The organism is Ferrimonas futtsuensis DSM 18154, assembly GCF_000422645.1.
GTDB classification, from domain to species: domain Bacteria; phylum Pseudomonadota; class Gammaproteobacteria; order Enterobacterales; family Shewanellaceae; genus Ferrimonas; species Ferrimonas futtsuensis.
Window position 1 is genome coordinate 210,602 of record NZ_AUGL01000008.1, and the last position, 11,899, is coordinate 222,500.

Genomic DNA, 11,899 nt, shown 5'->3' on the forward strand with positions numbered 1-11,899 from the left:
AGCATGGGAGATCGCCGGTGATCATCAAGAAGGGAAAGAAACACAAACATGGGGGGAGTCACGGAGGCGCCTGGAAGGTGGCCTTTGCGGACTTCACTTTGGCGATGATGTGCTTTTTCATGGTGATGTGGCTGATGCAGGTGGCCGACGTCAACGAGCGCCGCGCCATCGTGCAGCAGCTGAATGGCCCCCCCATCGAGCAGGGGGCCAATCCCCTGGCCACCAGCATCAACAGTTCCATCATCGATTTTGAGGGGCGTCCCAGCATCGATCAGGCGGGCATCCCCGCCACAGGTACCGGGCCGGAACAGGCCGGGCTGGCAATGTTCAACAACATCCCCGAAGGGCAGGAGGACGCCGAGGCGGGTCAGGGCAAGGAGCTCAATGCCATGATCCCCGGAGAGACCAATGCCCAGGTGCCCCTGGAAACCCTGGCCCTGCAGGTCAAGCAGCTGCTCAAGCAGGGGGATCTGTCCCGCCATGTGGACGTGGAGATGACTCCGGATGGGTTGCGCATCCTGATCCGAGACGCCTCGGACCGCTTCATGTTCAAGCGGGGACGCACCCAGATGGAGCCCTATTTCGAGGATCTGATGCTGGCGATGGCCGAACTGCTGGCGCCGGTGAAGAACCGATTCATCATCAGTGGTCATACCGATGCGGCTCCCTTTGCCGGCAGCCGCACCACCAACTGGGAGCTGTCGGCGTTGCGGGCACTGGAGGCTCGGCGGGCACTGACCATAGGGGGGGTGGCACCCGAGCGGGTGTTGCAGGTGGCCGGATACGCCGATCAGATGCCCCTGGTGCCCGATGACCCCATGTCCGCTTCCAATCGCCGCATCGAGCTGTTCATCTTGAGTGAGCAGGGCACCGAGGAGCTGGAGCAGCAGCATGGCCTGAGTGAAGCCAGTTTGCAGCAGGCCAGGTTCCGTGCCGAGCAGAATCAACCCAGGCTGAGATACAATGACTGATCCTCTCGACACCCAACAGGCGGGGTTTGTCCGCCATGGTCCGGACCGGCTGCAGAAGGTGTTCCTCTACCTGATTCTGGTGAACTGGCTGGTGGCGGGATTGCTGCTGCTCAAGTTGGAGGAGCTCAGCTTCCTGGCCGGGATGCTGGCGGGCAGTGGCATTGTGATGCTGCAGTTCCTGCTGCTCAAGCTCTCCCTGATGCGGGCTCGCCGTGCCGGTGACGGCTATCTCCTCTATCCGGTGGTGATCAGTACCCTGCTGATCGTAACGCTGCTTATCGGGTTTTTCTTCCTTTACTGAGACTGGCCCGGCACAACGTCTTTTGGGTGCCGGGTCATTTTTTTCTTTCGACTTACTCTTTCTCCCATTTCTGAAAGATGAAAAACGCATTTTGCGGATTGTTCATATTCAGCTTCAGCTAACAGTTTGTTGATTTCCCCTTTCTCACCTGTGACCACTGTCACTGTTGCCTCAGAGCGGCTAAAGCAAAAATAAACCCAGATAAGTAATGGTGCGATTTATTACTTTATCTTCTGAGTGTTTATTTGCGGGGAATAATGGATAGGCAGAAGGAGCTGCCCCTCGCTTTTCTCAAAAGCCTCTTCCGAGGGCTGAATATTTGGTTTGAAGCAATGATGAGTACGCTTTCAAATCAGAATAATTAGGGAAAAGATGATGAAATTAACCAACCTATGCCGTGGGGTGAGTGTCGCCCTGATGGCGGGGGCGCTTCTGCCCGGCCTGGCCCAGGCCCAGGGGGGATGCGTCAGTTGCCACGCCAAGCCCAAGATGCTGGAGCGGATGCTGGTGAAGAAGCAGGTGGAGCTGGGCGAGCTCTCTGTCTCTGAGCGCGTCGCCCAGCTTGAGGTCAACCTTGACGCCATGGGCAGCCATGGAGAGATGGCGTGCGCAGATTGTCATGCGCCCCTGGCGGACGGACACACAGGCTGGCACCCGGCGGTGCAGCTGGATCCCTCCGCCGATGGCGGCAGCGTCTGCGGCGACTGTCACGGGGAGGAGATGGTGACCAACTTCCGCCACTCCCTTCACTATACCGTCAATGGCATCGCCAAGGGGCTGACCGAGCGCCTGGCCCAGACGCCCAATGCCCAGGAGCTGTTTGAAGAGATGCACACCGACACCGGTGAGGGGTGTGCCGCCTGCCACGCCACCTGTGGTCAGTGCCATGTCAGCCAGCCCAATTATGCCGGTGGCGGTCTGTTGAATAACCACCAGTTCCAAAAAGAACCACAGACTGAAAAAACCTGTGAGACCTGTCACTACGAAAATGCAGAAACCCATAAAGAGGTCGATGCGCACGCAACAAAATATGGCATGACCTGTCTGGATTGCCATACCGATCTAGTGGAATTCCACGGGCGGGATATTAATGATATTCCCCAAGGGCGTTATTTCGGTGATGGCCCCAAGGTGTCCAAAACTGGTCCGTTTGAACAGACTCAGAAAAAAGAGATTGTTCAGGTGAAATGTGAGGACTGCCATCAGGATAAATTGGCGGATCATACCGAACTTCTCAGTGGCAAGAAGGCTCTGGTGAACCACAACGCCAGCCTCAAGTGCACCGCCTGTCATACCCAGCCCTACACCAACTGCTTTGGCTGTCATGAGGATGCTCCGGAGTCGGTAGGTACCTGGGAGCAACTGAAGCGGGTGGCCAAGGGGGCCCTGGGCCAGGTTGGTGAGGATGAGAACATCAAGCTTGGCCTGAGCATTGCCGGCGATCCCCACAGCAAGCTGGTTCCCCTGAGCCACTCCGGTGGCGTCAGTTCCGACAGCAAGGCGGTGGTGGACCTGAACAACCCTGACACCAAGTCCTTCTGGGTGCCCTTTGCCGCTCACTTCGTGGCCAAGAACCCCCTGGCCACCCCGGAAGCGCGCACCAGTAAACGGATGTGTGAAAACTGCCACAACACAGACAACGACATCTTCCTCAAAGAGAGCGACGTACAGCTGGGCGTTACCGACCCTGTTTCCGAGAAGCAGTGGATCGTTCCCCAGTCGCGTCTGCCCAAGCATTAACCCCCTGGAGTAAAACAACATGAAAAAGATGACAGCACTTGCCCTGGCCCTGATCAGCAGCCAGGCCCTGGCCAACGACGCCCCGGTATCCTTCTCCGGATACACCATGGGACTGAGCAACTACCTGTGGCGTGGCCAGACCATCAGCCTGGACAACCCCTCTCTGCAGTCGGACCTGATGGTGGAGCACGACAGCGGCTTCTATGCCGGGGTCTCTTATGAGACCTACCGCTATGAAGGGGAGGTCGGTGAAGAGGTCAAGGATTACGAGATCGACTACTACGGCGGTTACTACCAGATGCTCACCGATGATCTGGGAATTGGCCTGATGGCGATGAAATACACTTATGGCGATGGCGGTGACACCGTGGAGTACACCCTGTCGCTGGACTACCAGAGCCTGGGAATGACCGTCAATTACGATGAAGACGTTAAAGCCTGGTACACCGATCTTAACTACGGCCTGGGGTTGTTCCACGACTCCACCCTGGAGCTGCATGCCGGCATGTTCTTCGATGCCGAAAACTACGGCTATGGCGATGAGAACAATCCCGATGACAGCTTCTATGATGTGGCGCTGCGTTACGACTACCCGGTGCTGGAGAACCTCAGCCTGCTGCTCGAGGCCAGCTATCAGGAGTATGACAAGGACCACTACATGGTCGGTGTCGCTTACTGGTTCTAACCGGGCTTGATGTACAGGGCTCCGGAGCGTTGGTTCCGGAGCTTTTTTTGTATGCAGGCAAAAAAAAGCCCGCTGAGATTCAGCGGGCAGAATAGCAATCAACAAAAAAGAAGGAAGTTAAGCAAAAGAACCTTTAAATCGCTCTGGCCTGCTTAGAGCCACAACGACCGGAAATCTTGACTCGGAGAGTCTCTATCTCCTCAATGGTTGCTATTCTATGGTGCACCAAAACTTACCACAACCAAGAAAAATTGCTTTTTCGCATAAAAAAATCTAATTTAACAATCCTCGTATATACGTCGCTTTTTATCCGGCCACTTCGGGAAAATCCCCGTGCAGTAACGGGTTTGGCCGAGGTGTGCACCAAAGTTGTGCGCTCGGTCACAACGTTGCGAAACTGTAAGCAAAATTAATCTTACCTGTCCCGTCTCTTGGTCTTCCCCCTCGCCGGCAGATATAGTGTGTCCGGATACAAAAACATGAAAAAGGAATAACAATGCGTAATTTGGCATTTTCACTGGTTGCCTTGTCACTTGTTGGCGGCTGCCAGTCCTTTGATAGCAAGGAGCAGGCTCAGGCCCCGGATACCCGCCGCATGGATCTGATTGAGGAGATCCACGGTACCCAGGTGGCCGACCCCTATCGCTGGCTGGAAGATCTGGACAGCCAGGAGACCCACGACTGGGTGATGAACCAGAAGGCCTATGGCGACGACTACCTGGCCGCCATCCCCAATCGTCAGTCCGTAGAGGCGCGCATCACCGAACTGTGGAACTACGAAAAGCTGTCCGCCCCCTCCATCAAGGGTGACAATCAGTTCTTCTATCGCAACGACGGCCTGCAGAGCCAGTCCGTGCTCTACCGGGCGGACAAGCAGGGCAAAAACCCTCAAGTACTGCTGGATCCCAATGGCTTCTCCAGTGATGGCACCGTGGCCCTGTCCGGCGTCAGCATCAGCAAAGATGGCAAGATGCTGGCCTACGGCACCTCCCAATCCGGCTCCGACTGGCAACAGTGGCAGTTTGTCGATATTGAGACCGGCAAGGCACTGACCGACAAGCTGGAGTGGATCAAGTTCTCCTCCGCCGCCTGGGATAAGCAGGGGCAGGGGGTCTGGTACTCCCGTTATGACGCCCCAGAGGCCGGCGCCGATAAGATGGAGCAGGCCAACTACTTCCAGAAGGTCTATTACCACAAGCTGGGCACCGACCAGTCACAGGACACATTGGTCTACCACCGTCCTGATCAGAAGGACTGGGGCTTCTCCGCCGAACTGTCCGATGAGGGTCACTACCTGGCGATCACCGTGTCCCAGGGCACGGATCCGCGCAATCGCTTCTTCTATCAGGAGATGGCCACCGGCAAGACCGTGGAGCTGATGCCTGAGCTGGAAGCGGAGTACCTGTTCCTGGGCAACGACGGCGACACCTTCTACTTCAAGACCGACTACCAGGCACCCAAGGGCCGCATCATTGCGGTTGACCTGAACAAGCCCGCCAAGGCCAACTGGAAGGAGCTGGTGGCGGAAACCGACAACACCATCTACAGCGCCTCCATCGTCAACAACACCTTTGTGGTGAGCTACCTCAAGGATGTGCTGGCCGAGGTCAAGGTTTATGGTTTGGATGGCCAGGAGCAGGCGACCCTGGACTTGCCCGGCGCCGGCCGCGTTACCGGCATCAGCGGTGGTCGCAAGGATAAGCAGTTCTACTTCCTGTTCAACTCCTACATCCACCCCACCGGCGTCTATCGTTATGACTTCGATGGCGGCAAAGTCGCCGCCCACCAGGTGCCCAAGGTGGCGTTCAACCCAGAGGACTACGTGTCTGAGCAGGTGTTCTACACCAGCAAGGATGGCACCCGGGTGCCGATGATCATCTCCTACAAGCAGGGGCTGAAAAAGGATGGCAACAACCCGACCCTGCTGTACGCCTACGGCGGGTTCAACATCTCCCTGACACCGCGCTTCTCCCCCGCCAACATCGCCTGGATGGACATGGGCGGCATCTATGCCGTGCCCAACCTGCGTGGTGGCGCCGAGTATGGCGAAGACTGGCACCAGGGCGGCATGAAAGAGCGCAAGCAGAATGTGTTTGATGACTACTACGCCGCCGGTGAGTACCTGATTGCCCAGAACTACACCAACGCCAGCAAGATGGGCGCCTATGGCCGCAGTAACGGCGGCTTGCTGATGGGCGCCGCCCTGACTCAGCGTCCCGATCTGTTCGCCGCCATCCTGCCTGCGGTGGGTGTGCTGGATATGCTGCGCTTCCAGAAGTTCACCATCGGTTGGGCCTGGACCTCAGAGTACGGCAGTGCCGACAACGCCGAGGACTTCCCTTACCTGCTGGCCTACTCGCCGCTGCACAACGTGGCCAAGGGGGACTATCCCGCCACCATGGTGATGACCGCCGACCACGATGATCGTGTGGTGCCCTCCCACAGCTTCAAGTTTGCCGCCGAGGTGCAGCACCAGCAGACCGGGGACGCCCCGGTGATCGCCCGCATCGAAACCAAGGCGGGTCACGGTGCCGGTAAGCCGACCGCCATGCGCATCGCCGAGTTCCGCGACATCTATGCCTTCCTGTGGCATAACTTCGGTCTGGAACTGCCCGAGAAGATTCAGTAACCCTGACTGATATCTAATCAAAAGGGGAGCTTGGCTCCCCTTTTTTGCGCCAAGACGCATTTTGAAACCCAATCTTCAACCCTTCACCCTCCCATCCCCAGGGGCCATGGGGTATAGTAGCCAGTCATTCCAATTACCAGATGCAAGGCACAGGCAGGGAGATGGCGTTTCACTGGCCCGTTCGGGTTTACTATTCCGATACTGACGCTGGCGGGGTGGTCTACCACGCCAATTACCTGAACTTCTTCGAGCATGCCCGGTCTGAGATGTTGCGGGAAAAAGGCTTCGAGCAGGATGAGCTGGCCCAGTCCGGCGTACTGTTCGTGGTGCGTAACATGAGTATCGACTTTGTCCGCCCCGCCAGATTTAATCAGGCCCTGACCGTGGTGACCGAGGTAACCAAGCTGGCCGGCGCCTCCATGGTGTTTAGTCAGTCCCTCGAAGATGATGAAGGCAGTTGCTACTGCCGGGCCCAGGTCACCGTGGTTTGCATCGACAGTGAGGCCTTCAAACCCAGGCCGATCCCGTCACACATTAAGCAGGAGTTAGCGCGTGTCAGCTGAGATGTCCTTTATCAATCTTTTCCTTGAAGCCAGTTTGTTGGTCAAGCTGGTGATGCTGCTGCTACTGATGCTCTCCGTGACCGGGTGGGCGGTGATCCTGCAACGTCATAACGTCATCAAGCAGGCCTCGACCCACGCGCGTAAGTTCGAGGACCGATTCTGGTCCGGGGTGGATCTGACCCGCCTCTATCAGGAACTCAGCACCCGCGGCGACCGCAACTCCGGCATGGAGCTGCTGTTCAGCGCCGGCTTCAAGGAGTACATGCGCCTGTCCCAGACCGCCAGCAGCGGCGGCGCCATCATGGACGGCACCCACAGGGCGATGCGAGTGGCACTGTCCCGGGAAGTGGATAAGCTGGAGTCCAACCTCTCGCTGCTGGCCTCCATCGGTTCCACCAGCCCTTACATCGGTCTGTTTGGTACCGTATGGGGGATCATGAACGCCTTTATCGCCCTGGGCCAGGTGCAGAATGCCACCCTCAACATGGTGGCCCCGGGCATCGCCGAGGCGCTGATCGCTACCGCCATGGGTCTGTTTGCCGCGATTCCCGCGGTGCTGTTCTTCAACCGCTACTCCACCAAGGTGGAGAAGCTGGAGAACACCTACATCAACTTCATTGAGGAGTTCTCCAGCATCCTGCACCGTCAGGCGTTCCACGATAAGGAAGCGCGCTGATGCAGGGGTACCAGCGTAAACGACGCCGCAAGGTGGCGGAGATCAACGTGGTGCCCTACATCGACGTGATGCTGGTGCTGCTGATCATCTTTATGGCGACCGCCCCGATCATCTCCCAGGGGGTGAAGGTGGACTTGCCTCAGGGTGAGGCCGAGCCGCTGAAGAAGGACTCGCGGCCGCCGCTGGTGGCCTCGGTCACCAGCGAAGGCCAGTACTTCCTCGACAATGGCAGTGTTCAGGATGACCGGCCGCTGATGCTCGATGAACTGGCTGCCCTGGTGGCGGCCGAACTGCAACTGGACCCGCAACGTCCGGTGGTGGTCAAAGGGGACAGAAGCGTTTCCTATGACGAAGTGATTCAACTCATGGTGAGTCTGCAGCGGGCTGGTGTGCCCTCTGTGGGGCTGATGACCGAGACGCCGGAGCAGTAATTGATGCAGCAGAAAATGACACTCCCCTTTGTGGTTTCTCTGCTGGCGCACGTTGGCCTGGTTGCCCTGTTGGCCCTTGGTGTGGACTTCTCCAGCAAGCCCAAACCGGTTGCCCCTCAGCCCTCCGCCCCTGTGGTGCAGGCTGTGGTGGTGGATCAGGCCAAGGTGCAGGAGCAGGTGGAGCGGATCAAACAGGCCAAAGCCGCCGAGGCGGAAGCGGAGCGCAAGCGACGCGCCGAGGAGGACAAGAAAGCCAGGGCCGCCCAGGAGAAGCTGAAAAAGCTGGAACTGGAGCGCAAGCGCAAAGAGGCCGAGATCAAGAAGGCGGAAGAGGCGGCGAAGCAGGCCAAGCTCAAACAGAAGCAGGAGCAGGATCAGGCCCGCAAGCTGGCTGACCAGCGCAAAAAAGAGGAGCAGGCCAAGGCCAAGGCGGAGCGGGAACGCAAAGCTGCCGAGGATAAAGCCAAGGCCGAAGCCGCCGAGCGCAAACGCAAAGAGGATGAGCGCAAGCGTAAGGAGGAAGCGGAGCGTAAGCGCAAGGAGGAGGAGCGCAAGCGTAAGGCCGCCGAGGAGGCCGCACGTAAAGCCCGCGAGGCGGACCTGGCGGAGCAGTTGGCGGCGGAGCAGGCCCAGATTGAGGCCGCACGCAGCAAGAAGGTGCTCTCCGAGGTGGACAGGTACACCGTGTTGATTCGTCAGACGATTCAACGTAACTTGCGCACCGACACCAGCATGCGCGGCAAGGAGTGCCGGGTGAACATTCGACTGGCGCCGGATGGCTTTGTCATCTCCAGTAAGACACTGGGTGGGGACGCCAACCTGTGTCGGGTAACCCAGGCGGCCATCAACGCCGCGGGTAAGTTGCCCGTATCCAAAGAGCCGGATGTCTACGCCAAGCTGAAAGATATCAACCTAACAGTACAACCAGAGCAATAGTGACAGGCTGATGAGACTGATAAAAACACTGACAATGGCATGGCTGGCCCTGATGGCCATGGTAAGCATGCCGGCGAAAGCCACCCTGGAGATCGTGATTACTGAGGGGATCGACGCCGCCCGGCCCATCGCCGTGGTGCCCTTTGTTTGGCAAGGGCAGGGCGAGATGCCCGCCCAGATCGCCGATGTGGTCTCTTCCGACCTGCGCCGTTCCGGTACCTTCAACCCCATTGCCCGGGGCATGATGCCCGGTCAGGTGGCCAAGGCCTCCGAGCTGGATCTTAAGGCCTGGATCGCCACCGGCGCCGAAGCCGTGGTGGTGGGCAAGGTCAGCGAGTTTGGCCCAGACCAGTATCAGGTCAGCTTCGAGCTGGTGGATCTGGTGCGCGCTCAGATGACCGGCGGCGAGAGCCGTGGCCTGCAGAATGGTGAGCTGGTGCAGACCCAGGATCACATCCTGGATGGTCGGGATACCGTGATTCGCGGCAGCCAGTTCCGTCAGTACGGCCATCGCATCTCCGATCTGGTGTACGAGGCCCTGACTGGCATTAAGGGGGCCTTCCTGACCCGCATCGCCTATGTGACCGTGGCAGACAATGACCCATTCAAGTTTCAGCTGCGTGTGGCCGACTATGATGGTTACAACGAGAAGGTGCTGCTGCGCTCCAAAGAGCCGCTGATGTCGCCCTCCTGGTCGCCCGATGGCCGTAAGCTGGCTTACGTCTCCTTCGAGAATGGTCGTTCCGAGATCTACATTCAGGACCTCTACACCCAGAAGCGCGACAGACTCACCAGCTTCGAAGGGATCAACGGATCGCCCAACTGGTCGCCCGACGGCACCAAGATGGCCATGAGCCTCTCTAAAGACGGCAACCCAGAGATCTACGTGATGGACATCGCCACCAAGCAGATGAAGCGCATCACCAATCACTACGCCATCGATACTGAGCCCAGCTGGCATCCTGATGGCAAATCCCTGGTTTTCACTTCGGAGCGGGGTGGTAGACCGCAGATTTATCGAGTATATTTGGACTCCGGAAGGATCCAGCGTCTGACCTTCCAGGGTGAGTGGAACCTCGGCGGTTCCGTGACTCCGGATGGTCGTTACTTGGTGATGGTTAACAGGACCAACAACAGGTTCCACATCGCGCGCATGGAGCTGGACACCGGCTTTATGGATGTGTTGACGGAAACCTACCTGGATGAATCACCAAGTGTCGCCCCGAATGGCACAATGATCATTTATGGGACAAGCCACAATGGCCGCCAGGTGTTGGCAGCCGTTTCGGTGGATGGCCGCTTTAAGGCCCGAATTCCGACTCAGGTGGGCAGTGTGAAAGCGCCTTCTTGGTCGCCTTATCTTTGATTGGAAAAGTAACGAATTAAAAGGAAAAGATAGATGAAGCTCAATAGCCTCCTCAAAGGTATGCTGATTGCTGTACCCGCTCTGGCGCTGACAGCCTGTTCCAGTACCTCCGACAGCGACAGCCAGTCCCAGACCGGCAACACCACCAACGAACAAGCGCAAAGCGGCGTTCAGACCGGTGCCGTTGAGCCCGTACTGACTCCTGCCGAGCAGCAGCGTCTGAAGTACCAGGAACTGCGTAAAGAGCACATCCTGTACTTCGAATTTGACCGCAGCGACATCCAAGGCAAGTACGGCGAGCTGCTGGAAGCCCACGCCAACTACCTGATCGAAAACCCAGGTGTTAAGGTGCTGATCGAAGGTCACGCCGATGAGCGCGGTACCCCTGAGTACAACATCGCCCTGGGCGAGCGTCGTGCCAAGGCCGTATCCCGTTACCTGCAGGGCCTGGGTGTGCTGTCCTCTCAAATCTCCGTAGTGTCCTACGGTGAAGAGAAGCCTCTGGACGGCTCCGCCACCGACGCGGCTCACGCCAAGAACCGTCGTGCCGTACTGGTTTACTAAGCGAAACGGTTAATCTATGAAGAAAGCTGTTATTGCAACAGCTCTTCTATTCATGGGGGCGCAGCTTCAGGCTGCGCCCGCTCCCGTTATAGAAGCAGCTGAAAATGCCCCCCAGTCCCTCTCCGGGGACGATATCAACTCCCGAGTCACCCGCCTGGAGCGGCTGATGAAGGCGCGCAACCAGGCTCAGCTGCACATGCAGCAGATGTTTGATCAACTGCAGATGGAAGTGTCCCAGCTGCGTGGTCAGGTGGAGAGTCAGCAGTACCAAGTACAGCAGATGGTGGAGCGTCAGCGTCAGATGTACCAGGAACTGAGCCGAATCGAGGAACAGTTCAAAAACGGTGCTCTCGCTCAGCCGCAGACCGCTGCGCCTCAAGCGGGCAGCCAGACGCCTGCTGTGGTGCCCAACCTCTCTCTGTCTGAGGCCGATGCCTACCAGCAGGCGGTGGACCTGGTGCTGAAGCAGCGCAAGTACGATGAAGCGATCCCCGCGTTCCGCCAGTTCATCGAAAACTACCCTCAGTCCACCTATACTGCCAACTCCCACTACTGGTTGGGTCAGTTGCTGTATAACAAGGGTGAGATGGCCCAGGCCAAAACCGCGTTTGAGACTGTGGTGAACAGCTACCCCGATTCCGCCAAGCGGGCCGATTCTCTGCTGAAGCTGGGGATGATCGCGTCAGACGCCGGCGACACGGCGGGGGCCAAAGGTTTCTTCAACCGGGTAGTGAAAGAATATGGCAACTCCAACGCCGCTCAGCTGGCGAAAAAAGAGTTGTCAAAAGGCTAAGTTAGCCGTTTTGTCCGGCCCTGGAATCGCTTTTTTGTCCGCTTAGTTGCTTTTGTGCGCAAAAGGCCAAAAAAGACAGATTTCCAGTTGCACACCAAGGCGAAATTGGTATTATAGCCGCCCGTCGGATGAGGGAGTCCTCGGAAGACAAAAGTGGGTCGTTAGCTCAGCTGGTAGAGCAGTTGGCTTTTAACCAATTGGTCGAAGGTTCGAATCCTTCACGACCCACCACTTTCTTCTCCGT

The 11,899-nt window shown here is 57.8% G+C and carries 12 protein-coding genes and 1 tRNA gene; all 13 read left to right on the forward strand.

The window, feature by feature from the left end:
• Positions 1–17 precede the first annotated feature (17 nt).
• The 13 genes from G505_RS0107225 to G505_RS0107285 all read left to right on the forward strand — a co-directional run bounded on the left by G505_RS0107225 (position 18) and on the right by G505_RS0107285 (position 11,886).
• On the forward strand, positions 18–971 hold the full coding sequence (locus tag G505_RS0107225; protein WP_245568342.1) for a flagellar motor protein MotB: 954 nt from the start codon (positions 18–20) through the stop codon (positions 969–971).
• On the forward strand, positions 964–1,272 hold the full coding sequence (locus G505_RS0107230) for a hypothetical protein (RefSeq protein ID WP_028108968.1): 309 nt from the start codon (positions 964–966) through the stop codon (positions 1,270–1,272). Before G505_RS0107225 ends, G505_RS0107230 begins: the two co-directional genes overlap by 8 nt.
• A 375-nt stretch (positions 1,273–1,647) precedes the next feature.
• The gene (locus tag G505_RS0107235) at positions 1,648–3,012 is read left to right on the forward strand and encodes a hypothetical protein (RefSeq protein WP_028108969.1); all 1,365 of its coding nucleotides are present in this window, start codon (positions 1,648–1,650) and stop codon (positions 3,010–3,012) included.
• A gap of 19 nt (positions 3,013–3,031) precedes the next feature.
• Positions 3,032–3,697, forward strand: a complete 666-nt coding sequence (locus tag G505_RS0107240; RefSeq protein ID WP_028108970.1) for a TorF family putative porin — start codon at positions 3,032–3,034, stop codon at positions 3,695–3,697.
• Positions 3,698–4,193: 496 nt separating this feature from the next.
• Entirely contained in the window at positions 4,194–6,326 is a 2,133-nt protein-coding gene (locus tag G505_RS0107245; protein ID WP_051215956.1) for a prolyl oligopeptidase family serine peptidase, read from the forward strand.
• A 161-nt stretch (positions 6,327–6,487) separates the two neighbouring features.
• Complete coding sequence (ybgC, locus tag G505_RS0107250; RefSeq protein ID WP_035385155.1) at positions 6,488–6,889, forward strand: tol-pal system-associated acyl-CoA thioesterase; 402 nt, start codon at positions 6,488–6,490, stop codon at positions 6,887–6,889.
• Positions 6,879–7,565, forward strand: coding sequence for a protein TolQ (tolQ, locus tag G505_RS0107255; RefSeq protein WP_028108973.1), 687 nt, complete (start codon positions 6,879–6,881; stop codon positions 7,563–7,565). The genes ybgC and tolQ overlap by 11 nt, the downstream gene beginning before the upstream one ends.
• Positions 7,562–7,996: a protein TolR gene (tolR, locus tag G505_RS0107260; protein WP_028108974.1), complete on the forward strand. Its 435-nt coding sequence runs from the start codon at positions 7,562–7,564 to the stop codon at positions 7,994–7,996. The genes tolQ and tolR overlap by 4 nt, the downstream gene beginning before the upstream one ends.
• 3 nt (positions 7,997–7,999) lie before the next feature.
• Positions 8,000–8,932 (forward strand): cell envelope integrity protein TolA, encoded by a 933-nt coding sequence (tolA, locus tag G505_RS0107265; RefSeq protein ID WP_028108975.1) that lies wholly within the window; start codon positions 8,000–8,002, stop codon positions 8,930–8,932.
• Between the two features lie 34 nt (positions 8,933–8,966).
• Positions 8,967–10,298 (forward strand): Tol-Pal system beta propeller repeat protein TolB, encoded by a 1,332-nt coding sequence (tolB, locus tag G505_RS0107270; protein ID WP_425402171.1) that lies wholly within the window; start codon positions 8,967–8,969, stop codon positions 10,296–10,298.
• A gap of 33 nt (positions 10,299–10,331) precedes the next feature.
• A complete protein-coding gene (pal, locus tag G505_RS0107275) occupies positions 10,332–10,862 on the forward strand; it encodes a peptidoglycan-associated lipoprotein Pal (RefSeq protein ID WP_028108977.1) in 531 nt (176 codons plus the stop codon).
• A 16-nt stretch (positions 10,863–10,878) separates the two neighbouring features.
• Entirely contained in the window at positions 10,879–11,655 is a 777-nt protein-coding gene (ybgF, locus tag G505_RS0107280) for a tol-pal system protein YbgF (RefSeq protein ID WP_028108978.1), read from the forward strand.
• Positions 11,656–11,810: 155 nt separating this feature from the next.
• A tRNA-Lys gene (locus G505_RS0107285) sits at positions 11,811–11,886 on the forward strand.
• Positions 11,887–11,899: the final 13 nt, after the last annotated feature.

What these genes read in the sequence shown, in the direction of transcription:
- G505_RS0107230 (WP_028108968.1), top strand. Translation starts at nt 964, where the DNA reads ATGACTGATCCTCTCGACACCCAACAGGCGGGGTTTGTCCGCCATGGT.
- G505_RS0107235 (WP_028108969.1), top strand. Translation starts at nt 1,648, where the DNA reads ATGAAATTAACCAACCTATGCCGTGGGGTGAGTGTCGCCCTGATGGCG.
- G505_RS0107240 (WP_028108970.1), top strand. Translation starts at nt 3,032, where the DNA reads ATGAAAAAGATGACAGCACTTGCCCTGGCCCTGATCAGCAGCCAGGCC.
- G505_RS0107245 (WP_051215956.1), top strand. Translation starts at nt 4,194, where the DNA reads ATGCGTAATTTGGCATTTTCACTGGTTGCCTTGTCACTTGTTGGCGGC.
- ybgC (WP_035385155.1), top strand. Translation starts at nt 6,488, where the DNA reads ATGGCGTTTCACTGGCCCGTTCGGGTTTACTATTCCGATACTGACGCT.
- tolA (WP_028108975.1), top strand. Translation starts at nt 8,000, where the DNA reads ATGCAGCAGAAAATGACACTCCCCTTTGTGGTTTCTCTGCTGGCGCAC.
- tolB (WP_425402171.1), top strand. Translation starts at nt 8,967, where the DNA reads ATGGCATGGCTGGCCCTGATGGCCATGGTAAGCATGCCGGCGAAAGCC.
- pal (WP_028108977.1), top strand. Translation starts at nt 10,332, where the DNA reads ATGAAGCTCAATAGCCTCCTCAAAGGTATGCTGATTGCTGTACCCGCT.
- ybgF (WP_028108978.1), top strand. Translation starts at nt 10,879, where the DNA reads ATGAAGAAAGCTGTTATTGCAACAGCTCTTCTATTCATGGGGGCGCAG.